Raw genomic sequence first — 23,708 nt, 5'->3', positions numbered from 1 at the left:
GTCCTTTCCTTTGCCGAGCACTTTCATGCGCCGTTTTCTATTGACTCTTCTCTTCCTGGGCAGTGGTTTGGCCCATGCCGGCGAACTGCCGGAAACCGATTGGCTCGAACTGATGCCCAAGTCGGACCAGAAGGCCCTCGAGGCCATGCCCGAGATCGACCACAACTCTCCGGAAGCCAATGGCACCTTTACCCAAAAGGGTGGCATGAAACAGAGCAAAGGCTTGCCGGCGGTGATGTACTCGACCAAAACCGTGCCGTCGATGAACGACAAGCACATCCGCATTGGCGGTTATCCGGTACCGCTGGAATCCGACGCCAAGGGCCACAGCACGCTGTTCTTCCTTGTGCCGTATCCAGGCGCTTGCATTCACGTGCCGCCACCGCCGCCTAACCAGTTGGTGCTGGTGCGTTATCCAAAAGGCTTGAAGCTGAATGACATCTACACGCCGCTGTGGGTGACCGGCACGTTGAAGATCGAAAAGGTCAACAACGACCTGGCGGATGCGGCGTATGCGCTGGATGCGGCGCAGGTGCGGGTGGTCAAAGAGTCGGATTTGTAGGCAGTCAAATGTGGGGGCGAGATTGCTCGCTCCCACATTGATTTATGGTGTTGCTTACAAAGGGGCGCTGGCGATGCTGACACCCAGGGTGTGGTTCGCCCCCGGCGCCAGCGTCACCACATCATTCATCACATTGGCTGTTTCAATGCACAGCATGCGCTGCCAGCCATCGTCGGCCATGTCGCTGAACGCGGCGGCGCGGTCGATCCAGGGGTTCCAGATCACCGCAGAGCGCGAACCGCTGCTGGTCAGTTCGATGCGTCGTTCCCAGTGCGGGTCAACGATGCTCAGCTTCGGCGGGGTATTGAGATAAATGCGGTCGGTCTCGCCGGTAAAATGCAGATCACCGGCCTGGGTGACGGTTTTCCAGTCGTCCAGGGTTTCGATATAGCTCAAGCCATCCAGCCCCTCAACGTGTACGTTGCGCACATCGCTGACCGCGAAATAGCTGTGCAATGCCTGGCTGATCGTGACGTGTTCGGCGCCCTTGTTTTCGCTCGTCAGGCTGATATGCAACTGCTCTTCCAGACGAATGCTCAGTTTCAAATCCACCTGATGCGGCCATCCCGGCAGACCGCCTTCGGGGTAGGGCAGGACGAATTCCACCTTCAGGCTATCGCCTTCGGTTTCGATACCGAGCAACTCCCAGTCCATAGCTCGCACCAGCCCGTGGGCTGTTGGCGGTTCATTGCCGACGCGCATGGCCTGGACGCTCTGCGGGTTGCGCGACAGGTTGCCGAACCACGGCCAGCACACCGGCACGCCGGCGCGGATACTCTTGCCGGTCTTGAACACCGCCTCGTCGTTGAGCCAGATCAGCGGTGGCTCGCCAGCCAGTTGATAACTGAGGATGTGCGCGCCTTGCTGGGCCACCAGCAATTCGGCCTGACCGTGGCGGATACGCCAGCAATTCAGTTCATCCAGTTTCACGGCTTCAACGTTGGGCGTGCTCATGGGGCAACTCTCAATCAGGAACAATGACTGCAATGGACCGCAAAACGGTCGCCGGGTTTAACGCCCTCTTTTTTTGAACTCCGGTTTAACGGGCTCTAGGCGGAACCGAGCGAGTGCGGCCGCTGCCGTCGATGGCGACGAACACGAAGACGGCTTCGGTCACTTTACGCCATTCGCTGGACAGTGGATCGTCGCTCCAGACTTCGACCATCATCTGAATCGAGCTGCGGCCGATTTCCAGAGCCTGGGTATAAAAGGACAGCTGAGCGCCCACCGCGACCGGTACCAGGAACGCCATGCGATCGATTGCAACGGTGGCCACGCGACCACCGGCAACCTTGCTGGCCATGGCGGTGCCAGCCAAATCCATCTGCGCCACCAGCCAGCCGCCGAAAATATCGCCAAAGCCGTTGGTTTCACGCGGAAGCGCGGTGATTTGCAGGGCCAGGTCGCCTTGCGGGATTGGATCTTCTTGTTCGAGCTCTATCATGCCGGGGGTGCCTCTGACCCGTAACTCTTCGTAGGTGTAGCGGGTGAATAGCCGTCTTGGAAAAACGATTCAGCCCCGAACATACTACGTTCGTCACGTTTTTCGTAAGGCGCCTAAAGGGAAACTCTGCGAAATCGGCTGACAGGCGCCAACGACGGTTTCGCACAGCAACCCCTTACAAGCCGTTGCAATGTTGCGAGTATATCGATCGGTAGACTCCGAGACGACCGCCGGGTTCTCATTTTGACCGTCAAATACGCGCCTCCATGTGCTTTTTTGAACAATTTGCTATCGTGCCGAACCTGCCCAAGCCTCTGCCAGCGTTGTTGAGGTTGCAGATCCGACTATAAGAGAAGCCCTTGCCATGACCACAGCGCCCTCGAGCATCGCGCAGCCTACCCAATCCGCACGTCCGCTGACCCGCAACGACTATAAGACGTTATCGCTGTCTGCCCTGGGCGGCGCGCTGGAGTTTTACGACTTCATCATCTTTGTGTTCTTCGCCACGGTGGTCGGCAAACTGTTCTTCCCCGCCGACATGCCCGAGTGGCTGCGACTGATGCAAACGTTCGGCATCTTCGCCGCTGGCTATCTGGCGCGGCCGCTGGGCGGCATCGTCATGGCGCACTTCGGTGATCTGCTGGGGCGCAAGAAGATGTTCACTTTGAGCATTTTCATGATGGCCGTGCCAACCCTGATCATGGGCTTGCTGCCGACTTATGCGCAGATTGGTATGTGGGCGCCGATCCTGTTGCTGCTGATGCGGGTGATCCAGGGCGCGGCGATTGGCGGTGAAGTGCCGGGGGCCTGGGTATTCGTTTCCGAACACGTGCCACAGCGGCACATCGGTTATGCCTGCGGCACGCTGACCTGCGGTCTGACCGCCGGTATTCTTTTGGGCTCATTGGTCGCCACCGCGATCAACAGCATTTACACACCGGTTGAAGTGTCGGATTACGCCTGGCGAATCCCGTTCCTGCTGGGCGGCGTATTTGGCCTGTTCTCGGTCTACCTGCGCCGCTGGCTCCACGAAACCCCGGTGTTCGCCGAGCTGCAATTACGCAAGGCCCTGGCCGAGGAAGTGCCGCTGCGCGCCGTGTTACGTGACCATCGCGGTGCGATTCTGATTTCCATGCTGCTGACCTGGCTGCTGTCCGCCGGCATCATCGTGGTTATTCTCATGACGCCGACCGTGCTGCAGACTGTTTACCACTTCTCGCCGACCACCGCGTTGCAGGCCAACAGCCTGGCGATCGTGTTCCTGAGCCTGGGCTGCGTGGCCTCCGGTGTATTGGCTGACCGCTTCGGCGCCGGCCGAGTGTTCGTGTTCGGTAGCGCCGCGCTGCTGATCAGTTCGTGGACGTTCTATCACAGCCTGTTCAACCATCCCGACTGGCTGTTCCCGATGTATGCCCTGACCGGTCTGCTGGTCGGGACCATCGGTGCGGTGCCGTATGTGATGGTCAAAGCCTTCCCGGCGGTGGTGCGGTTCAGCGGGTTGTCGTTTTCCTACAACCTGGCTTACGCGATTTTCGGTGGCCTGACACCGATGGTCGTCACCCTGCTGCTCAAGGAAAGCCCGATGGGGCCGGCCTATTACGTGGCGATTATTTGTGGGGTCGGGATTGTCGTGGGTGGGTATCTCTGGAAGAAGGGTCGCTAACCTTGTAACCGATCGTTCCCACGCTCTGCGTGGGAATGCCGCCATGGACGCTCTGCGTCCGCTTTTGAATGGGGCGCAGAGCGTCCCGAGATGCATTTCCACGCAGAGCGTGGGAACGATCTAAACACTGAATGCTGGCCTTTCATCCAATTGTCATATTTCAGCCATAGAGTGTTCACACGGCCTGCTGATACTTGGCCCCGACTTAACACACCTATCTGCTAGGAGTAAGGCATGAAACTGAAGCGTTTGATGGCGGCAATGACTTTTGTCGCTGCTGGCGTTGCGACTGCCAACGCGGTTGCCGCTGTTGACCCTGCTATCCCGAGCTACACCAAGACCACTGGTGTGTCGGGCAACCTGTCCAGCGTCGGCTCCGATACCCTGGCCAACCTCATGACCCTGTGGGCTGAGAACTACAAAAAAGAATACCCGAACGTAAACATCCAGATTCAGGCCGCCGGTTCTTCTACCGCGCCACCGGCATTAACTGAAGGCACCGCTAACCTGGGCCCGATGAGCCGCAAGATGAAGGACAACGAGCTGCAAGCCTTCGAAACCAAGTACGGCTACAAGCCAACCGCTATCCCGGTTGCCGTGGACGCCTTGGCAGTGTTCGTACACAAGGACAACCCGATCCAGCACCTGACCATGGAACAGGTCGACGCGATCTTCTCCTCGACGCGTCTGTGCGGGGCCAAAACCGACGTGAAAACCTGGGGCGACCTGGGCGTGACCGGCGACCTGGCCAACAAGCCGGTGCAACTGTTCGGTCGTAACTCGGTATCCGGCACTTATGGCTACTTCAAAGAAGAGGCCCTGTGCAAAGGCGACTACAAGCCAAACGTCAACGAACAACCAGGCTCGGCTTCGGTCGTACAGTCGATCAGCTCCTCGCTGAACGGCGTCGGTTACTCGGGCATCGGCTACAAGACCGCCAGCGTGAAAACCGTGGCCCTGGCCAAGAAAGGCAGCACTGACTTCATCGAAGACACCGAAGAAAACACCCTGAACGGCAAGTATCCGCTGTCGCGTTTCCTCTACGTTTACGTCAACAAGGCCCCGAACAAGCCTCTGGCCCCGCTGGAAGCCGAGTTCGTGAAACTGATTCTGTCCAAACAGGGTCAGGAAGTGGTTGTGAAAGACGGTTACATCCCACTGCCAGCCAAGGTTGCTGCAAAAGCACTGGCTGACCTGGGTCTGCAAGAAGGCGGTAGCGTCGTAAAAAAGTAAAACCCTAGGCCCGGGCTAAACCCGGACCTGTAGGAGCGAAGCTTGCTCGCGAAGGGATCGCCTCGGTTCTCTCTTGAAACCGAGGCAATGCTCGCTCCTGCAAAGGCTCAGGGTTGCCACGTTGGCAACCCGGCCCTCCCAAATTTTCGATCCACTGCCAGTTTCCACCGGCGGCGGATTTGTTGCGTCACTGCATTGTCATCTTTCTGTCATACAGGATCGCTAGGGTGTGCGAATGAATGATCTGGCCAACTCCACCATGACTACAAATCCCCCCAAGCGAATTGACTTCAATACGCCTGAGCTGCAACGCAAGCGCCGTATTCGTGCGCTGAAAGATCGCCTGACCCGCTGGTACGTCCTTGTCGGCGGCCTCGCCGTTCTCGGCGCGATCACTCTGATCTTTTTCTTCCTCGGTTACGTCGTCGCGCCGCTGTTCCAGGGTGCCGACCTGACCGCTAAAGACGCCATCACGCCCGCCTGGATGCAAGACGCCGGCAAGCCGCTGATGATCTCCCTCGAAGAACAGAACCAGGTCGCCATGCGGGTTTCCGACAAGGGCCAGGCACTGTTCTTTGATATCGACACGGGTGCCGAGCTGCGTCGTGTCGACCTGCCGATTCCGGCCGGCACCAGCGTGACCTCCATCGCTGAAGACCAGCCCGGCCATCCATTGGTGGCGGTGGGCTTATCCAACGGCCAGGCACTGGTGTTCCGTCACACGTATAAAGTCAGTTACCCGGAAGGCAAGAAAACCATCTCGCCGGCCATCGAATACCCGTACGGCGAAACGCCAATCATGCTGAACGAGGCGGGCGGCGCGCTGGAGCACGTCAGCCTCAACGCTGCCGATTCGACCCTGCTGCTGGCCGGCTCCACGGCCGCGCAGCTGCATGTCCTGTCGCTGACCAGCGAAGAAAACATGATGACCGGCGAAGTCACCAGCGAGCAGAAGCGCATTGAGCTGCCGCAAATGACCGAGCCGGTGAAGAACATCTTCATCGACCCGCGTCAGCAGTGGTTGTACGTGGTCAATGGTCGCGCTCAGGCCGACGTTTTCAGTCTGCGCGACAAGAGCCTCAACGGGCGCTACAAGTTGCTTGAAGACGGCAATGCCGAAGTAACCGCTATTACACAATTGTTGGGCGGCATCTCGCTGATCGTCGGTGACTCCAAGGGCGGTCTCGCCCAATGGTTCATGGCTCGCGACCCGGATGGCGAACAGCGTCTGAAGCAGATTCGCACGTTCCAGATGGGCACCGCGCCTATCGTTGAAATCACCGCCGAAGAACGTCGTAAAGGCTTCGTTGCCCTTGATGCGTCCGGCAAACTCGGCGTGTTCCACAGCACCGCTCACCGCACTTTGCTGGTAGACCAAGTGGTCGACGGCCAAGGCCTGTTCGGCCTGTCGCCACGGGCTAACCGCGTGATCGTGGAGCAAGGCGGCAAGCTGCAACCGCTGCTGCTCGACAACCCGCACCCGGAAGTCTCGTGGAGCGCGTTGTGGAGCAAGGTCTGGTACGAGAACTACGACGAGCCTAAATACGTCTGGCAATCGACCGCCGCCAACACCGACTTCGAACCCAAGCTGAGCCTCTCGCCGCTGACCTTCGGTACCCTGAAAGCTGCGTTCTACGCGATGTTGCTGGCCGCGCCACTGGCCGTCGCCGCGGCGATCTACACCGCGTACTTCATGGCTCCGGGCATGCGTCGCAAGGTCAAACCGGTGATCGAGCTGATGGAAGCGATGCCGACGGTGATCCTCGGCTTCTTCGCCGGCCTGTTCCTGGCGCCGTATGTGGAAGGGCATTTGCCGGGGATTTTCAGTCTGCTGCTGTTGATGCCGATTGGCATCCTGGTCGCCGGTTTCACCTTCAGTCGCCTGCCTGAATCGCTGCGCCTGCGGGTGCCGGATGGCTGGGAAAGTGCGATCCTGATTCCGGTGATTCTGTTTGTGGGCTGGTTGTCGCTGTACATGAGCCCGTACATGGAAACCTGGTTCTTCGGCGGTGACATGCGCATGTGGATCTCCCACGACCTGGGCATCACCTACGACCAGCGCAACGCTCTGGTGGTCGGTCTGGCCATGGGCTTCGCGGTGATTCCGAACATCTACTCCATTGCCGAAGACGCCGTGTTCAGTGTGCCTCGCGGCCTGACCCTGGGCTCCCTGGCTCTTGGTGCCACGCCGTGGCAGACCATGACGCGCGTGGTGATCCTCACCGCCAGCCCGGGCATTTTCTCGGCACTGATGATCGGCATGGGCCGTGCGGTCGGTGAAACCATGATCGTGCTGATGGCCACCGGTAACACCCCGGTCATGGAAATGAACCTGTTCGAAGGCCTGCGCACCCTGGCGGCCAACGTCGCAGTGGAAATGCCTGAGTCGGAAGTCGGCGGCAGCCACTACCGCGTGCTGTTCCTCTCGGCGCTGGTGCTGCTGTTGTTCACCTTCATCATGAACACCCTCGCGGAACTGATTCGTCAGCGTCTGCGCAAGAAATACTCGTCGCTTTAAGAAAGGTAGAAGTCTGTGAAACAGAACTCCCTGAATGGATGGTTCAAGAGCGGCGCCCCCGGCGTCTGGATCAGCGGTGGCGCGGTGTCCATAGCGGTCATCATGACCATTGGCCTGCTGGCGGTGATTGCCGTGCGCGGTCTGGGTCACTTCTGGCCGGCGGACCTGATCCACGCCAGTTACGACGTGCCGGGCCAAGCCAATCACCTCGTCATCGGCGAAGTGGTGCAGAAGGAAGAAGTGCCACGCGAGCGCCTGAAAAGCGCTGGCCTGCCGGTGCCCGACCAGGGCCCGGAGTTCATGACCCGCGAGCTGATCAAGGTCGGCAACCGTGATCTGAACGGCACCGATTTCACGTGGATTGTCGGCGAGTGGCTAACTGACCAAACGACTCCACCCGAGCTGATGGCTATCGAGCGTCGCGAGTGGGGCAACTTCTACGGCTACCTGGTCAACGTCAAACAGGACGGCAAGGTCATCGCTGAAGGCGAGGCCGCATGGCCTGAGTTGCAGACGCGCGTGGATCGCGTCAACCAGCTCGCCGCACAGCTCAAGACGCTGGAAAAGGTCGACATCGGCGCGATCAACGCCGGTCTCGAACGTGTGCGTCTGCACGGTCGCAAACTGGAACTGGCCGGCCGTCTCGACGCTGCCGCGCAAGCGGACCTGGAGTCCGAGCGCGCCGAGCTGAATGCCCGTTATCAGGAAATCGAAGCGCGCCTGAATGATCTGCACGCGCAGTTCAACCGCGACAGCCTGACCGCTCGCGACGCGAACGGCAAAGAAGTCGAAATCGGCATCGGCAAAGTGGTTCACGCCTACCAGCCGAACGCGATGGGTACCTTCACCAAGATCGGCTTCTACTTCAGCAAGGTCTGGGAATTCCTCAGTGACGACCCGCGTGAAGCCAACACCGAAGGCGGGATTTTCCCGGCGATTTTCGGCACTGTGATGATGACGCTGATCATGGCGATGATCGTGACGCCGTTCGGTGTGCTGGCAGCGGTTTACCTGCGTGAATATGCACGTCAGGGGCCGATGACCCGGCTGATCCGCATCGCGGTGAACAACCTGGCGGGTGTTCCGGCGATCGTTTACGGCGTGTTTGGTCTGGGCTTCTTCGTCTACGTGCTCGGCGGTTCAGTCGACCGGTTGTTCTTCCCTGAAGCACTGCCAGCACCGACCTTTGGTACGCCGGGCCTGCTCTGGGCCTCGCTGACCCTGGCGCTGCTGGCGGTGCCGGTGGTGATCGTCGCCACCGAAGAAGGCCTGGCACGGATTCCTCGCACCGTGCGTGAAGGCTCGTTGGCCCTCGGCGCGACCAAGGCGGAAACCTTGTGGAAGATCGTGCTGCCGATGGCCAGCCCGGCGATGATGACCGGCATGATCCTCGCCGTGGCCCGTGCCGCCGGTGAAGTGGCGCCGCTGATGTTGGTGGGTGTGGTGAAACTGGCGCCGTCGCTGCCGCTGGATGGCAACTACCCGTACCTGCACCTGGACCAGAAGATCATGCACTTGGGCTTCCATATTTATGACGTAGGTTTCCAGAGCCCGAACGTCGAAGCCGCGCGACCGCTGGTGTATGCCACGGCGCTGCTGCTGGTGCTGGTGATCGCCACGCTCAACCTGTCGGCCGTTTATATCCGTAACCATCTGCGCGAAAAATACAAAGCACTGGATAGCTAAGTTAATGGGTCGCCGCTGTCCCTTGTGGGAGCTGGCGTCAGACAGAGATTTTGAGTAAGCCGCTGGCCCGAATACCAAGCCAGCGGTTCAACGAACCGAATTTGTTAGCACAGGGGAGCCTCCCATGCAGCACGAAGCACACACTCACGGCATCAACATGTCGGCCCTGGGCCGCGACAAACAGAGCCTGAGCCTTGAGCAGGAAACCGTGGCCATCGAAGTACCGGGCCTGAGCCTGTTCTACGGCGACAAACAAGCACTGTTCGACGTCAGCATGAACATCCCGAAACAGCGCGTGACCGCCTTCATCGGCCCGTCCGGCTGCGGCAAGTCCACGCTACTGCGCACCTTCAACCGCATGAACGACCTGGTGGACGGCTGCCGGGTCGAAGGCGCGATCAATCTCTATGGCAACAACATCTACCGCAAGGGCGAGGACGTGGCCGAGCTGCGTCGCCGGGTCGGCATGGTGTTCCAGAAGCCTAACCCGTTTCCGAAAACCATCTACGAAAACGTGGTTTACGGTCTGCGCATCCAGGGTATCAACAAGAAACGCATCCTTGACGAAGCCGTCGAGTGGGCGTTGAAAGGCGCGGCGCTGTGGGATGAGGTCAAAGACCGTCTGCACGAGTCGGCACTCGGCCTGTCCGGTGGTCAGCAGCAACGTCTGGTGATTGCCCGCACCATCGCCGTGGAGCCGGAAGTACTGCTGCTCGACGAACCCTGCTCGGCACTCGACCCGATCTCGACGCTGAAAGTCGAAGAGCTGATCTACGAACTGAAATCCAAGTTCACCATTGTTATCGTGACCCACAACATGCAACAGGCCGCGCGGGTTTCCGACTACACGGCATTTATGTACATGGGCAAACTGGTGGAATTCGGCGACACCGACACGCTGTTCACCAATCCGGCGAAGAAGCAGACCGAAGACTACATCACCGGTCGCTACGGCTAGGAAGCCGTTGTTGCTCACTGAACTGACGCTGCGGTCCACCGCACTTACCGGACGCTCCAAGGACGCCAACATGATTAGTAAAGAAGGCCTTACCCATCACATCTCCGCGCAGTTCAACGCTGAGCTGGAGGAAGTTCGCAGCCACCTCCTGGCCATGGGCGGGCTGGTCGAAAAGCAGGTCAACGACGCGGTCACCGCGCTGATCGAAGCGGACTCCGGCCTGGCCCAGCAAGTGCGCGAAATTGACGACCAGATCAACCAGATGGAACGCAACATCGACGAAGAATGCCTGCGCATTCTGGCCCGTCGTCAGCCGGCAGCGTCGGACTTGCGTTTGATCATCAGCATCTCCAAATCAGTGATCGACCTGGAGCGCATCGGCGACGAAGCCACCAAGATCGCCCGTCGTGCCATCCAGTTGTGCGAAGAAGGCGAAGCGCCACGCGGTTATGTCGAGGTTCGCCACATTGGCGACCAGGTGCGCAACATGGTTCGCGATGCCCTGGATGCGTTTGCCCGCTTCGACGCCGACCTGGCGTTGTCGGTGGCGCAATACGACAAGATCATCGACCGCGAATACAAGACCGCATTGCGTGAACTCGCCACCTACATGATGGAAGACCCGCGCTCTATCTCGCGGGTCTTGAGCATTATCTGGGTGCTGCGTTCCCTGGAGCGGATCGGCGATCATGCGCGCAACATCTCGGAACTGGTGATTTACCTGGTGCGTGGCACCGACGTGCGTCACCTGGGCCTCAAGCGCATGAAGGAAGAAGTTGAAGGCACAAGTGCCGAAACCGCTAATGTTCCGGGCAAAGCTGACGATAAGTAAGATTGCCCAAGAAAAGCGCCCGGCCCTTTGGCCGGGCGTTTTTGTTTGTGCGGCTTTCGAATTGAAGAGCCGAATGAAAAAGCAGCACCCGCGAACGAAAAGTCCCGGCGTGACTGAAGAGTTTTGGCAAAGTGCCATCAGCCAGCGTTATGCTTGCCGGGATTTTTAAAGGGGTGTTGGATGAGCAAGATCAGTGTGTTGGTCGTGGACGATGCGTCGTTCATTCGTGACTTGGTGAAGAAGTGCCTGCGCAACTACTTCCCGGGGATCCGGACCGAAGATGCAGTCAACGGCAAAAAGGCCCAGGCCATGCTGGCCAAAGAAGCGTTCGATCTGGTCCTGTGCGACTGGGAAATGCCGGAAATGTCCGGCCTGGAACTGCTGACCTGGTGCCGCGAGCAGGACAACCTCAAGACCATGCCGTTCGTGATGGTGACCAGCCGTGGCGACAAAGAGAACGTCGTCCAGGCGATTCAGGCCGGGGTTTCCGGCTACGTCAGCAAGCCGTTCACCAACGAGCAACTGCTGACCAAGGTCAAACAGGCGCTGAACAAGGTTGGCAAGCTCGACACCTTGATGAACAGCGCGCCGACCAAAATGAACTCGGCGTTCGGCAACGATTCCCTCAGCGCATTGACCGGTGGCAAGGCTGCCTTGGCTACCCCATCGGCAGCCGTCGTCAACCCGTTCGCCAAACCTGTTGCCGCCGCACCAGTTCCGGCTGCCGCGCCGTCTCGTGGCCTGCTCAACAGCCCGCCGGTCAAGGCGCCTGCGGCCTCTGCTGCTGCATCGGCTGGCGGTCGTGGCCAAGGCCAACTGCGCCTGCCGAGCGGCACCCAGCAATGCGTGATCAAGGCCTTGAGCATCAAGGAAGCGCTGCTCGTGGTGAAACGCACCGACACCTTGCCGCAAGTCCTGGACAGCGCCGTGCTCGACCTGGAGCAGGGTGACAACTCTGAAATCGCCCGTCTCAACGGCTACCTGCACGCCATCGTCGCCTTCGAGCCGAAACCCGACAGCGAATGGCTGCAACTGACTTTCCGCTTTGTCGACCAGGATGCGCAGAAGCTCGACTACATCTCCCGCCTGATCGCCCGTGGCACCGCGCAGAAGCATTTCGTACCCGGCGCGTAAGCCCGGCGTCGCCTGAAAGTTGATCCTTCCCACGCTCTGCGTGGGAATGCCTCCCCGGACGCTCCGCGTCCGCTTCGGATGGGGCGCAGAGCGTCCCTTGCTGCATTCCCATGCAGAGTGTGGGAATGATCATTTGAAACATCTGCCGACTACGCTGGTCCATTTCAGCTGCTAGGCTCCTTCCCAGGCCTTACTCGACAGAATCTTGCCCATGCTCGCGCGCCTGCTTTTTTTCTGTGGTCTGCTCATGGCCTCCACCTCAGCTGTGGCCATGACGATTTACCGGTCCACCGACGCCAGTGGCGTGGTCTCTTACAGCGATCGCCCCACCAAAGGCGCGAAGGTGTTCGTTTTTCGGGACCGGATGGTCGAGCGTCTCGAGCGGCAGGTGTACCTCGATATCAAGAAGCAGAAGGGCATGGACAGTGTGTTCGTGCGCAACGATCTGTATGCGCCAGTCGAGATCGAGCTGAGTTTTTCCGGGCTGAGTAACGTCAGCGGTGCACCGAGCCGACCGATCCGCCGGGTGATGCCGGCGCGCAGTAACCTTCGTCTGGCACTGCTCAAGGCGACGAAGGCCGGAAGGCCGCTTGCGTATACCCCAAGGTTCGAATATTCCCTGGGCGACCCTGCAGGGGCCGCCATGGCCTATCGATATCCGTTGCCCTGGCGTGGCGGGCCGTTTCGCCTGAGTCAGGGCGCCAATGGCCAATACAGCCACTATGGGCCGAAGAACCGTTATGCGATGGACATCGCCATGCCCGAAGGCACGCCGATCATCGCGGCGCGCGGCGGGATGGTCGTTAAAACCGAGAATAGACAGACCGGGCGCGGCAACGATCCGTCGGGCAATTTCGTGCGGGTATTGCACGATGACGGGACCATGGGCGTATACCTGCACCTCAAGAAAGGCTCGGTCAGCGTGAGGGAAGGTCAGCGAGTGGTGGTGGGCAGTGCGCTGGCGCTGTCGGGCAATACCGGCAACAGCAGCGGCCCGCACCTGCACTTCGTGGTGCAGCGCAATACCGGCTTGGGGCTGGTATCGATTCCGTACCAGTTCAATCAACCGGTGGGGGCGTTGCCCAACTTTGCGTTGGGCAAGCAGTGATGGGTTGTCTGGTCTGACGCATTCGCGAGCAAGCCCGCTCCCACAGGTCCTGCGCAAATCCTTGTGGGAGCAGGCTTGCCCGCGAAGGGATCAACACGGATCCGGATCAGCCTATCAATCCAGCATCAACACCTTGGCCAAAATGATCTTCGGCCCTTTCATCTTCTTGATGATGATCCGCAGACCTTCGACTTCCAGCACTTCTTCCTCTTCCGGCACCCGCTTCAGGGTTTCGTAGACCAGCCCGGCGAGGGTTTCCGCTTCGATGTGGTCCAGATCGATGCCCAATAGGCGTTCGACCTTGAACAGCGGTGTATCACCCCGCACCAGCAGTTTGCCCGGCTGATACGCGAGGATCCCGCGTTCGGCCTTGCGGTGTTCGTCCTGAATGTCGCCCACCAGCACTTCCAGCACGTCTTCCATGGTCAGGTAGCCGATGATGTTGCCGTCGGCTTCCTCAACCAGGGCGAAGTGCGAGCCGCCCTTGCGGAACTGTTCCAGCAGTTGCGACAGCGGCATGTGGCGAGACACACGCTCCAGCGGCCGGGTCAGCTCGGCGAGGTTGAACGACTCGGGAATGTGATCCAGGGCCGCCAGTTCCAGCAGCAGATCCTTGATGTGCAGCAGGCCGACGAACTCCTGGCGCTCACTGTCGTACACCGGGTAACGGCTGAACTTGTGGCGACGGAACATCGCCAGAATTTCCTTGAGCGGGGCGTTGAACTCCAGCGTCACCAGGTCTTCCCGGGAGTTGGCCCAGTCGACCACTTCCAGCTCACCCATTTCCACCGCCGAAGCCAGTACGCGCATGCCTTGGTCGCTCGGGTCCTGGCCGCGGCTGGAGTGCAGGATCAGTTTCAGTTCTTCACGGCTGTAATGGTGCTCGTGGTGCGGGCCGGGTTCACCTTGGCCGGCGATGCGCAGGATCTGGTTGGCGCTGGCGTTGAGCAGGTAGATGGCCGGGTACATGGCCCAGTAGAACAGGTACAGCGGCACCGCTGTCCAGAGCGACAGCAGCTCGGGTTTGCGGATGGCCCAGGATTTCGGGGCCAGTTCGCCGACCACGATGTGCAGGTACGAAATGATGAAGAACGCGGTGAAGAACGATACGCCCTTGACCACTTCGGCGGACTCTACGCCAACGGCGCTCAGCACCGGCTCGAGGAGGTGCGCGAACGCCGGTTCGCCGACCCAGCCAAGGCCCAGGGAGGCGAGGGTGATACCCAATTGGCAGGCCGAGAGGTAAGCATCGAGCTGACTGTGCACGGTACGCAGGATGTGCCCGCGCCAGCCGTGCTGCTCTGCGATGGCTTCGACCCGGGTCGAGCGCAATTTGACCATGGCAAATTCCGCCGCAACGAAAAAGCCGTTGAGCAAAACCAGGATCAGAGCAAAAAGAATCATGCCGAAGTCGGCGAATATTGTTGCGAGGGTCAAGCCAGGGGAAGGGTCCATGATGGAGTTTTGCGGGTTCCGTATATTCGAATGGTAAGAAAAAAGTGCGCCTGAAGGGCAGGCACAAGTCAGCCAATGTAGCGGCTGACCGGGCAATTGCCTAGTGGCGAGTGCTGACTGGTATCAGTCGGCGGCGCTGATGACAGGGGTTTTGGTGACCTGGGCTGGGGCGAAATGGCAAGTAAACGTGCTGCCGTGGCCCGGCACACTACTGATTTCCATACGTGCCCGGTGGCGCAACAACACATGTTTGACGATGGCCAGCCCCAGTCCGGTGCCGCCGGTGTTGGAGTTGCGGCTGGAGTCGACGCGGTAGAAGCGTTCAGTGAGGCGTGGCAAGTGTTTGCTGTCGATACCGATCCCCGAATCCTGCACGCTCAGGTGTGCGCCTTGATCGTCGCCCCACCAGCGAATGCGGATATTGCCCTCGGCCGGGGTGTATTTCACTGCGTTGAACACCAGGTTGGAAAATGCGCTACGCAATTCGGCTTCGCTACCCTTGAGTAGAATCGTCGGGTCGGCTTCCAGGGTGATGTGCTGATTGCGTTGACCGGACAGCTGCTGAGCGTCGCCCTTAATCGATTGCAGCAGGCTGTCGATGGCCACCGGTTGGTTGTCCGACGGGTAATCAGTGGCTTCCAGTTTGGCCAGCAGCAGCAAATCGTTAAGCAAGGTCTGCATGCGCCCGCCTTGCTGCTGCATCTGTTGCAGTGCACGGGTCCAACGCGGGTTCACGTCCTCGACGTTATCGAGCAGCGTTTCCAGATAGCCGCAGATCACCGTCAGCGGTGTGCGCAGCTCGTGGGACACGTTGGCGATGAAGTCTTTGCGCATCTGTTCCAGTTGATGGATGCGTGTCACGTCGCGCACCAGCATCAAGTGTTCGTTGTTGCCGTAGCGAGTGATGTAGAGCTGAATACGCAGGCGATCATTGATCGGCGAGGGGATTTCCAGCGGCTCGGCGTAGCTGTCCTGCTCGAAGTATTCCTTGAAGCGCGGGTGGCGCACCAGGTTGGTCACGGGCTGGCCACTGTCCTGAGGGGTCTTGAGGCCCAGCAAGGTTTCGGCGGCGCGGTTCCACCATTCCAGGTTGCCGTCGCTGTCGAGCATGATCACCGCATCTTTCAGCGCAGCGGTGGATTCCTGGACCCGGTCGATCACCGCTTGCAGGCGCCCGCGCACCCGTTGGTCGCGGCGTTGCAGGTGGTAGATGCTGTCGAACACTTCACCCCACAAGCCATAGCCGTCGGGCGGTGCTTCATCGGGTTGGTGCTGGCGCAGCCATTCATGCAAACGCAGCAACTGCTTGAGGGTCCAGGCCAGATAAAGGCCCAGGCCCACGGCGAGGCTCCAGCCGTAGTAGCCGGAAATCAGACCGATCACCAAGCAAGCGGTGACCAGCAACAGCATGTGGCGAATCAGGGTGCCATGCCAGTTTTGGTTCACGGAAAAATGCGTCCTTGTCAGCGAGTCTGGCGGTCGGCTCAGGCCTTGGTGGAAAACCGGTAGCCGGTGCCGCGCACGGTTTGTACCAGATTTTCATAGGCATCGCCGAGGGCTTTGCGCAGGCGACGGATGTGCACATCGACCGTGCGCTCTTCGACATAGACATTGCCGCCCCAGACCTGATCCAGCAACTGGCCGCGAGTGTAGGCACGTTCCTGGTGGGTCATGAAAAATTGCAGCAAGCGGTACTCGGTCGGGCCCATCTCGGCGGGTTTGCCGTCGATGGTCACGCGGTGGCTGATCGGGTCCAGCAGCAGGCCACCGACTTCGATCGGCGCTTCGCCATCGGTCGGGCCGGCGCGGCGCAGCACGGCTTTCAGGCGCGCCACCAGCTCACGTGGGGAAAACGGTTTGGTGATGTAATCGTCGGCGCCGACTTCCAGCCCCTGGATCTTGTTGTCCTCTTCGCCCTTGGCGGTGAGCATGATGATCGGGATATCCCCGGTCAGTTCATCGCGCTTGAGCCGGCGGGCCAGCTCGATGCCGGAGGTGCCGGGCAGCATCCAGTCGAGCAGGATGAGGTCCGGTTTGCGGTCGACGATAATGGCATGGGCCTGCTGGGAGTTCTCGGCCTCCAGACAGTCATAGCCGGCCATTTCCAACGCAACGGCGATCATTTCGCGAATGGGCGCTTCGTCGTCGACGATCAGAATGCTCCTGCCAACCATGCGTTAATCCTCTTGTCATTTAACTGTCTTGCGCCGCATTAGATAACGGAATTATTGCAGTCGTGTGACAGTATTTTAGCCGTCCTGCGATTGTCGCGATCCTGAACTAAGCTCTAAGTCCGAATCCTGACAACCACAAGAGGAAGGTTTCCATGAATCACATTGCTCAATCCTGGAAGGCCCTGCTGGTCACGGCTGCGCTAACGCTGTCGCCCTTGGCCTTTGCCGCCGAACCGGCCACGATGAAAGACGGCATGATGGTCGACCACAAGGGTATGACCGTTTACACGTTCGACAAGGACAAGGATGGCAAGTCGATGTGCACGGGTGAGTGTGCGACGATGTGGCCACCGATGATGGCCCCGGCAGGCGCCAAGGCCGAAGGCAAATTTACGCCAATCAAACGGGATGACGGCACGATGCAATGGGCTTATGACGGTAAGCCGCTGTATATGTTTATGAAAGATGAAAAGCCTGGCGAAATGAAGGGTGACGGCATGAAGGATGTCTGGCGAGTCGTCCGTGAGTCGCAAAAGTAAACGGCTCAAGGTTGTAGCCGCTGCCGAAGCCTGGGTTCGGTAGCGGCTACGCGAAGATGTGGGTTGCTCAGCGATTGGCGTAATCCAGCACAATCCCGACAAAAATCGCCAACCCTGCCCAATGGTTATGCAAAAACGCCTGGAAGCAGCGCATCCGGTCCTTGCCGCGGGTGTACCAGAACTCCCACGCAAAACAACCCGCCGCCGCCAGCAACCCGAGGTGGAACCAGCCGCCGAGCTGGAATTTCGAACCCGCCAGCAGCAGGCATCCCAATGCCAATCCTTGCAGGGTCAGAATGATCACCCTGTCGGCATCGCCAAACAGAATCGCCGTGGATTTAACGCCGATCTTCAGGTCGTCGTCGCGATCGGTCATGGCGTAATAGGTGTCGTAGCCCACGGTCCACAACAGGTTGGCGATCCACAACAACCAGGCCGTCGCCGGCAGCTCACCGGTTTCGGCGGTGAATGCCATGGGCATGCCCCAGGAGAACGCCGCGCCCAGTACCACTTGTGGGTAATAGGTGTAGCGCTTCATGAACGGGTAACTGAAGGCCAGGGCCAAACCACCCAGCGATAACCAGACCGTCTTCGCATTGGTGCACAACACCAGCAAAAAGCTCACGCCCATCAGCACCGCGAAGAACACCAGGGCTTCTTTCGAGCTGATCTTGCCGCTCACCAATGGCCGCTGTTCGGTACGTTTCACGTGGCCATCGACCTTGCGGTCGGCCCAATCGTTGATCACACAACCACCGGCGCGGGTCAGTACCACGCCGAGCACGAAAATCACGATATTGGCCAACGAAGGCGAACCTTCACCGGCAATCCAGAGTGCCCACAACGTTGGCCACAGCAGCAAATAAATGCCGATCGGCTTGTCCATGCGGGTCAGCTGAATGAAATCCCAGGCCCGAGGATTCACGCGGTTCAGGGACTTGAGCAGGCTCTGGTACATCAGCAATTCTCCGGATGGGCGCGGGTGGCGTTCCACAAGGTCGGCAGGAAAGTCTCGGCCACCAGCACGCTCAAGGCACCGCGGTCGAAGCGCGAGCGCCGGCCCCACAGTTCAGGCGCCTGAGCGTCCACCGGCAACCATGCTTGAGGATAGTGACAAACTTCGATGGCCCGGCGCTGAAACGCTTGATCGCAAAACAGCAATTCGCCCAGCGAGCGGCTGCCCAATTCATCCATCTGTAATCCGTCGCCCTGCAACGCACTACGCGCCGCTACGCTGCGGGCAAACACCCAGGCTTCACCTTGGCCGCGCAGATACACCTCGCGCACCCAGCCCTCGCTACCTTCGGCCAGCTCCAGCGCGGCACATTCGTCCGCGCGTAGCGATTGCCAGCCTTCGAACAGCGGCGTGACGCTGAAACTGTCATTCGACAGGCGGGTCAGGCGCCGAGTCAGCGACCCTTCATCGAACAGCCAATCGAGCGTAGACGTGTCGGGGAGGGGCGTCAGTTGGCTTCGAGGAAGCCAGATCGGTGTCGTGGAGGGGGATTTTGAGTGCGGCACAGTGAGTCATTATTGGCAGCAAATGAGGCGGCGAGCTTACCATGTCAGGCGGCGAGTTTGATTGATCCGGCCTGCCGTTGCGCCGAACAGGCTTGCATCTGCCCGGCACGATCAGTACAAAACGCCCCTGAGCCGGACGGCAACACTTTACCGATCGACCGTTCGCGCCGGCAAAAGCCTGAATCCTGAGGAAATACTTGAATGAAAAAGTGGCAATGTGTGGTCTGCGGCCTGATTTATAACGAAGCTGATGGCTGGCCGGACGATGGCATTGCGCCGGGCACACTGTGGCAGGACGTGCCGGAAGACTGGCTGTGCCCGGACTGCGGTGTGGGCAAAATGGATTTCGAAATGATTGAAATCAACTAAGACAAGCAAGGAGCAAGGAATGAACGCACCTGTCGTGATCGTCGGCACTGGGCTGGCTGGCTACAACCTGGCCCGGGAGTTTCGCAAACTCGATGGCGAAACCCCGCTACTGTTGATTACCGCAGATGACGGACGCTCCTACTCCAAGCCGATGCTCTCCACCGGCTTCGGCAAGAACAAGGACGCCGATGGCCTGAGCATGGCCGAACCGGGCGCCATGGCCGAGCAGTTGAAAGCCGAAGTGCGCACCCACACGCGCATCAGCGGTATCGATCCGGGCCACAAGCGCCTGTGGATCGGCGAAGAAGCGGTGATCTACCGTGACCTGATCCTGGCCTGGGGCGCGGAAACCGTGCGCGTGCCGATCGAAGGCGACGCGGCCGATGCCGTTTTCCCGATCAATGACCTTGAAGACTACGCACGCTTTCGCGCCGCCGCGGCCGGCAAGCATCGGGTGTTGCTGCTGGGCGCCGGTTTGATCGGCTGCGAATTCGCCAACGACCTGATTCTCGGGGGCTACGAAGTGCAACTGGTTGCACCCTGCGAACAAGTCATGCCGACCTTGCTGCACCCGGCGGCTGCCGCTGCGGTCCAGGCCGGGCTGGAAAGCCTGGGCGCGCGCTTCCACCTCGGGCCGGTGCTCAATCGCTTGCAGCGAGTGCCTGATGGCCTGGAAGCGCATCTGTCCGACGGCCAGGTCATCCCTTGCGATGTAGTGATTTCGGCCATTGGTCTGCGTCCGCGCATCGATCTGGCGGCCGCTGCCGGGTTGCAGGTCAACCGTGGCGTGGTGGTTGACCGTCACCTGAAAACCTCTCACGTCAACATCTACGCCCTGGGCGACTGCGCCGAGGTCGATGGGCTGAATCTGTTGTACGTCATGCCCCTCATGAGCTGTGCGAGAGCACTGGCCCAAACCCTCGCCGGAAACCCGACGGTGGTGAGCTATGGCCCGATGCCGATCACCGTGAAAACCCCGGTCTGCCCATTGGTGGTTTCACCGCCACCACGGGGCGCGGAGGGCGTCTGGACGGTCGAAGGGCAGGGCGCGGACATCAAAGTGCTATGCCGCGACAGCGCCGGCAAATTGCTGGGTTACGCCCTGACCGGCGCGGCGGTGATGGAAAAACTCGCCCTGAACAAAGAGCTTCCGGCCCTGTTGGCGTAAATGCCGGTCGTTCTGTCGGAATCACCCCGTTTTTGCCCCTACAAAGGTCGCGGGGAGACTGGCGCCGCTCTAAAGCGCGTGCCATTCTCACTCCCGTCTGCCGCAGAGTAGAGCACCTGCGGCGCCTTGGGCGCTGTTCCAACGAGAACGGCACGGACATAACAACAAAAAACCGTCAAAGGGGCTTCACTAATGCGTAAACCAGAACTCGCTGCTGCAATTGCAGAAAAAGCAGACCTCACCAAAGAACAGGCCAACCGCGTTCTCAACGCCGTTCTCGAAGAAATCACCGGCGCTCTGCATCGCAAGGATAGCGTCACGCTGGTGGGCTTCGGCACCTTCCTGCAACGCCATCGCGGTGCCCGCACCGGCAAAAACCCGCAGACCGGTGAGCCGGTAAAAATCAAAGCCAGCAACACTGTTGCGTTCAAGCCAGGCAAGTCGTTGAAAGACAGCGTTAATCCGTAACACGCACCGACTTCCCGCATAGCGGGTGAGCAGGATAAAAAAAATGGGCACGCCAACGAGGTTGGGTGCCCATTTTTTTGTGGGTGGCGGATTAGCTGACGCGGCTTTGTTTTCTGGCGAGAATCGCTGCTATTTCCGGCTCATTCAGGTGCTCCAGCGCGCGCTCTACCAACAAATGCACCCCATCAGACATGCGGCTGAGCGCCAGGGCTACGGAGCGGCGTGAACCGTCCACATCGTCGGCGAGGTCGGCGGCGATGGCGAGGGATCATGATGGGCGCGAGCTGGAAAAATGGGCACACCGACTGGATCAGGCCCCCATTTTTGTTGGCCGCAGAGATGAATTTCTAACGAAGTCCCTCTACCCGTATCTGGTCTTTTTCTCCGCCCCAAGGAACGTCCAACAGGTACTTGGCTGGTGCTTTGCCGCTCCACTTTTCTACTGCATTATCTCTGGATCCGGAGTCGGAATGACCACACTCGCCCAACTGGCTGTACGTTTGCGTTGTGTCAGAGCACGCAATGCTGCTGCGTCGGGTTCGCCTTTTTTCGTGAATTTGACAGGTGCCAAAACATAGAGCATCACCTTTTCATTGTCGGGGATCGTCTCTTTTTCAGCTTTCGTATCCAAGGCTTTATCCACGACCACGAAAGCATCCACTTCGTCTGGCCAGGCCAGGTTGGCATACATGGCATCGGAACGACGAATCAAGAAGCCTTCCGACAAGGGGCCATCATCGAACGTGTGGCGAGCGAGCAGAGACAGCAACTCAACCGGAAAAACCCAAGGACTGTGGGGGGTAAAACCTTGCTGCGTAAGAGGCCAGTCGCCAGGCAAACATACGAATAATTCGGTATGAGGACTTTTGGCAAAAAGTCCGATGGTGAAGAGTAACTTGAACTTGTTTTTGCCATCAATACAGCTGATACGCAACTCCAGACCCTCTTCATTAGTGAAGGGACTCAGTTGTGCGGGTAAAACCCAGCCAGCGGTGTTGTGCACGAAAGTGACTATAGAACCACCAAATTCCTCGGGTCGGCTTTCAACAATGTCCATGATACTGACCGCCCCCGATTTTCTTAAGGTGGACGCAATCTCTGTAAATCCCCAGGTATTGGCGATGTCCAATGGCGCGGTATTCAGCCTGGTGTGCAGTCGATTGATGTTGGCATGGTGTTCTATAAGAAGATTGACGACGTCCTGATGCCCAAAGGTAATCGCGTTAATCAGGGGGGTGGTTATGCTGTTAGGCCACCCATCCACCAAAGCACCGGCCTCCAGAAACCATTGGCATGTTTGTAGATGTCCATTGCCAGCGGCTGCGGCAAGTGGCGTGCTATTTCCGGAACTGACGGCAGGCTGGTCCAGCGCAATACCTAAAGACACCAATAAGCGGCAAATTTCGGTTTGACCCCGTTCGGCAGCCATATGCAGCAGGGTCTCTTGCCCATCAAGGCCGTACATGGGCAGGTGCAATAGAACGGAATTTTTCTCTAGGTGCTTTTTTAGTGAGGCTGCATTTCCCGACGCGATGTCTGCATGAATGGCTAATAAAGTTTTGATGTTCTTTTCATAGATTTCTTCTGGGTTCACCAGAAGACTAACCATAAAAGTGTTTTCAATCATCACTAATCCCAAGGAACGATCCTATTTGAAATCATGCCGTTAGCCGCTGCCAGCACGGCGCCGAGGATGCTATAACTTGTCAATGCTGATCAGCAAGATTGCGTGATGGTATGAAACGTTCTCTTGTTTTCATCAAAAAATAAATAAGCCTGAGAGTTGTCATGGCTTAAATCACTAATATCGAGTTGCCCCAAAAAAATCATTGGTTTTCCATCCTGTATAGGCCATTCGGGGTTTTGGAGCCATTTGGGTGGTGTCTTCAGAGAGCGAAAATCACTTTTTATTTTTTCCTTTAACCATAGCTGCAGCTCTTTGGCGCTAAGTGATTTTTTGTCTTCAATGAGGCTGGATAGATAATCTGATGGTAGGGATAACCATTTTGGCTGAACTTTAAGCGTTAGGTTAAATAGATCTTCATATTTTTTTTCGACCTTGTGGGGTATATTTTTCTTATTTAGAAAGTCAGATAGAAGAGTTTGGGTGTTATATATGGATTCAAGGTTTTCATAGTTTTGACTAATGGTGTATGTGTATAAGTCTGGCTCTGCCACGTAAGCTGGTAAATTTTTCTCGCTTCTTAGTAGCTCTTCAATTGATGGGTCAGCATAAATTTTCCCTTCGAATTCTTTTGGCGAAATGGATGCTTCGACAAATTGCTTCACAATTTCTATAGCAGTCATTACTTAGTTCCTAGATGTCTGAAATTATCAAGTTCGGCATGTTGTTCTCGTGTGACTTCCCGTAAGTTTCGGGGGTTGTTCACGCTGACTCCGCCATTGCGTTGAGGGTTGTGATGGTGCAACTCCATCGAGTTTCCGTTTGCGTCCAAGGGGGCCGAGCCGCGTTTCATTCGGCTCATATTGGCTGGACTGAACTCACCTGAAGTTTTCGAGGCTTCGTGTCGATTCTTCCAATACCTTGACCTCACTACGTCCCATGCAGGAGCTTTGCCGTTAGGCAGAGGTTTATCAATAGCGTCGCCTCTTTTCCAGCGTTTGAACTGGACACAACTCCAACCCCATGGGTCCACCCATCCAACGGGGTTATATCCATATTGATAGAGGTTTAATCCTCCCTTCAACCCAATCGGATCCGGCGTCGTAAACCGCCCCACATCCGGATCATAAAACCTGAACGTATTGAAATGCAGCCCCGTCTCCCGGTCCAGGTACTGCCCCTGAAACCGCAGGTTCTGCTCTTCAATGTAATACGGCTCGCGCACCTCCTCTAGCGTGTTGCCCCACACCCG

Annotated in this window: 23 protein-coding genes and 1 pseudogene; 13 read left to right on the top strand and 11 right to left on the bottom strand. The window is 58.5% G+C overall.

Features of this window, described 5'->3' with window-relative positions:
• The first annotated feature begins 25 nt into the window (after positions 1 to 25).
• Entirely contained in the window at positions 26 to 562 is a 537-nt protein-coding gene (locus tag MMG91_RS22815; RefSeq protein WP_305447528.1) for a DUF3299 domain-containing protein, read from the top strand.
• A gap of 54 nt (positions 563 to 616) precedes the next feature.
• On the opposite strand, the gene MMG91_RS22810 is transcribed toward MMG91_RS22815, so the two are convergent.
• Both MMG91_RS22810 and MMG91_RS22805 read right to left on the bottom strand, forming a co-directional pair.
• A complete protein-coding gene (locus MMG91_RS22810; protein ID WP_310660796.1) occupies positions 617 to 1,516 on the bottom strand; it encodes a D-hexose-6-phosphate mutarotase in 900 nt (299 codons plus the stop codon).
• A gap of 85 nt (positions 1,517 to 1,601) precedes the next feature.
• A complete protein-coding gene (locus tag MMG91_RS22805) occupies positions 1,602 to 2,006 on the bottom strand; it encodes an acyl-CoA thioesterase (RefSeq protein WP_007896491.1) in 405 nt (134 codons plus the stop codon).
• 364 nt (positions 2,007 to 2,370) lie between these two features.
• Here MMG91_RS22805 and MMG91_RS22800 point away from each other — a divergent pair, with 364 nt between their 5' ends.
• The 8 genes from MMG91_RS22800 to MMG91_RS22765 all read left to right on the top strand — a co-directional run bounded on the left by MMG91_RS22800 (position 2,371) and on the right by MMG91_RS22765 (position 13,138).
• Positions 2,371 to 3,669 carry an MFS transporter gene (locus MMG91_RS22800; RefSeq protein WP_310660795.1) on the top strand — a complete coding sequence of 433 codons (1,299 nt, stop codon included), beginning with the start codon at positions 2,371 to 2,373 and terminating at the stop codon, positions 3,667 to 3,669.
• Positions 3,670 to 3,903: 234 nt separating this feature from the next.
• Positions 3,904 to 4,902, top strand: a complete 999-nt coding sequence (locus MMG91_RS22795) for a phosphate ABC transporter substrate-binding protein PstS family protein (protein WP_310660794.1) — start codon at positions 3,904 to 3,906, stop codon at positions 4,900 to 4,902.
• Between the two features lie 484 nt (positions 4,903 to 5,386).
• Positions 5,387 to 7,420 carry an ABC transporter permease subunit gene (locus MMG91_RS22790; RefSeq protein ID WP_310660870.1) on the top strand — a complete coding sequence of 678 codons (2,034 nt, stop codon included), beginning with the start codon at positions 5,387 to 5,389 and terminating at the stop codon, positions 7,418 to 7,420.
• A 15-nt stretch (positions 7,421 to 7,435) separates the two neighbouring features.
• Positions 7,436 to 9,106, top strand: coding sequence for a phosphate ABC transporter permease PstA (gene pstA, locus MMG91_RS22785; RefSeq protein ID WP_310660793.1), 1,671 nt, complete (start codon positions 7,436 to 7,438; stop codon positions 9,104 to 9,106).
• 124 nt (positions 9,107 to 9,230) lie between these two features.
• On the top strand, positions 9,231 to 10,064 hold the full coding sequence (gene pstB, locus MMG91_RS22780) for a phosphate ABC transporter ATP-binding protein PstB (RefSeq protein ID WP_007896484.1): 834 nt from the start codon (positions 9,231 to 9,233) through the stop codon (positions 10,062 to 10,064).
• A 70-nt stretch (positions 10,065 to 10,134) separates the two neighbouring features.
• Positions 10,135 to 10,896, top strand: coding sequence for a phosphate signaling complex protein PhoU (gene phoU, locus MMG91_RS22775; protein WP_007896483.1), 762 nt, complete (start codon positions 10,135 to 10,137; stop codon positions 10,894 to 10,896).
• Positions 10,897 to 11,076: 180 nt separating this feature from the next.
• Positions 11,077 to 12,030, top strand: coding sequence for a response regulator (locus MMG91_RS22770; RefSeq protein ID WP_310660792.1), 954 nt, complete (start codon positions 11,077 to 11,079; stop codon positions 12,028 to 12,030).
• A 211-nt stretch (positions 12,031 to 12,241) separates the two neighbouring features.
• On the top strand, positions 12,242 to 13,138 hold the full coding sequence (locus MMG91_RS22765) for a peptidoglycan DD-metalloendopeptidase family protein (RefSeq protein ID WP_305447521.1): 897 nt from the start codon (positions 12,242 to 12,244) through the stop codon (positions 13,136 to 13,138).
• Between the two features lie 114 nt (positions 13,139 to 13,252).
• Here MMG91_RS22765 and MMG91_RS22760 read toward each other — a convergent pair whose 3' ends face one another.
• The 3 genes from MMG91_RS22760 to phoB all read right to left on the bottom strand — a co-directional run bounded on the left by MMG91_RS22760 (position 13,253) and on the right by phoB (position 16,767).
• The gene (locus MMG91_RS22760; RefSeq protein ID WP_310660791.1) at positions 13,253 to 14,593 is read right to left on the bottom strand and encodes a hemolysin family protein; all 1,341 of its coding nucleotides are present in this window, start codon (positions 14,591 to 14,593) and stop codon (positions 13,253 to 13,255) included.
• Between the two features lie 123 nt (positions 14,594 to 14,716).
• Positions 14,717 to 16,039 carry a phosphate regulon sensor histidine kinase PhoR gene (gene phoR, locus MMG91_RS22755; protein ID WP_310660790.1) on the bottom strand — a complete coding sequence of 441 codons (1,323 nt, stop codon included), beginning with the start codon at positions 16,037 to 16,039 and terminating at the stop codon, positions 14,717 to 14,719.
• A gap of 38 nt (positions 16,040 to 16,077) precedes the next feature.
• The gene (gene phoB / locus MMG91_RS22750) at positions 16,078 to 16,767 is read right to left on the bottom strand and encodes a phosphate regulon transcriptional regulator PhoB (RefSeq protein ID WP_007896474.1); all 690 of its coding nucleotides are present in this window, start codon (positions 16,765 to 16,767) and stop codon (positions 16,078 to 16,080) included.
• 152 nt (positions 16,768 to 16,919) lie between these two features.
• Between phoB and MMG91_RS22745 the strand changes: the two genes are divergently transcribed.
• On the top strand, positions 16,920 to 17,306 hold the full coding sequence (locus tag MMG91_RS22745; RefSeq protein ID WP_305447519.1) for a hypothetical protein: 387 nt from the start codon (positions 16,920 to 16,922) through the stop codon (positions 17,304 to 17,306).
• 67 nt (positions 17,307 to 17,373) lie between these two features.
• Here the strand turns inward: MMG91_RS22745 and ubiA are convergent, their stop codons facing one another.
• Both ubiA and MMG91_RS22735 read right to left on the bottom strand, forming a co-directional pair.
• The gene (gene ubiA, locus MMG91_RS22740) at positions 17,374 to 18,264 is read right to left on the bottom strand and encodes a 4-hydroxybenzoate octaprenyltransferase (protein WP_305447518.1); all 891 of its coding nucleotides are present in this window, start codon (positions 18,262 to 18,264) and stop codon (positions 17,374 to 17,376) included.
• Complete coding sequence (locus MMG91_RS22735; RefSeq protein ID WP_310660789.1) at positions 18,264 to 18,827, bottom strand: chorismate lyase; 564 nt, start codon at positions 18,825 to 18,827, stop codon at positions 18,264 to 18,266. Before MMG91_RS22735 ends, ubiA begins: the two co-directional genes overlap by 1 nt.
• A gap of 201 nt (positions 18,828 to 19,028) precedes the next feature.
• Here MMG91_RS22735 and MMG91_RS22730 point away from each other — a divergent pair, with 201 nt between their 5' ends.
• From MMG91_RS22730 to MMG91_RS22720, 3 genes are all read left to right on the top strand, one after another.
• Positions 19,029 to 19,196 carry a rubredoxin gene (locus tag MMG91_RS22730; RefSeq protein WP_007954349.1) on the top strand — a complete coding sequence of 56 codons (168 nt, stop codon included), beginning with the start codon at positions 19,029 to 19,031 and terminating at the stop codon, positions 19,194 to 19,196.
• 19 nt (positions 19,197 to 19,215) lie between these two features.
• On the top strand, positions 19,216 to 20,364 hold the full coding sequence (locus MMG91_RS22725) for an FAD-dependent oxidoreductase (RefSeq protein WP_310660788.1): 1,149 nt from the start codon (positions 19,216 to 19,218) through the stop codon (positions 20,362 to 20,364).
• A gap of 192 nt (positions 20,365 to 20,556) precedes the next feature.
• Positions 20,557 to 20,832 carry an HU family DNA-binding protein gene (locus tag MMG91_RS22720; protein ID WP_003213368.1) on the top strand — a complete coding sequence of 92 codons (276 nt, stop codon included), beginning with the start codon at positions 20,557 to 20,559 and terminating at the stop codon, positions 20,830 to 20,832.
• Positions 20,833 to 20,923: 91 nt separating this feature from the next.
• Here MMG91_RS22720 and MMG91_RS29025 read toward each other — a convergent pair.
• From MMG91_RS29025 to MMG91_RS22705, 4 genes and pseudogenes are all read right to left on the bottom strand, one after another.
• Positions 20,924 to 21,094, bottom strand: a pseudogene (locus MMG91_RS29025) (DUF6124 family protein); the annotation flags it as partial.
• Between the two features lie 177 nt (positions 21,095 to 21,271).
• Positions 21,272 to 22,459: an ankyrin repeat domain-containing protein gene (locus MMG91_RS22715; protein ID WP_310660787.1), complete on the bottom strand. Its 1,188-nt coding sequence runs from the start codon at positions 22,457 to 22,459 to the stop codon at positions 21,272 to 21,274.
• Positions 22,460 to 22,548: 89 nt separating this feature from the next.
• Positions 22,549 to 23,139, bottom strand: a complete 591-nt coding sequence (locus MMG91_RS22710; RefSeq protein ID WP_305447513.1) for a hypothetical protein — start codon at positions 23,137 to 23,139, stop codon at positions 22,549 to 22,551.
• Positions 23,139 to 23,708 (bottom strand): RHS repeat-associated core domain-containing protein (locus MMG91_RS22705; protein ID WP_310660786.1); only part of this gene is annotated, 570 nt, incomplete at its 5' end. The genes MMG91_RS22705 and MMG91_RS22710, both read right to left, overlap by 1 nt.

It is taken from the genome of Pseudomonas sp. JL3 (assembly GCF_031570575.1).
GTDB classification, from domain to species: Bacteria; Pseudomonadota; Gammaproteobacteria; order Pseudomonadales; family Pseudomonadaceae; genus Aquipseudomonas; species Aquipseudomonas cucumis.
This window is presented reverse-complemented; position numbering and strand designations above follow the sequence as displayed.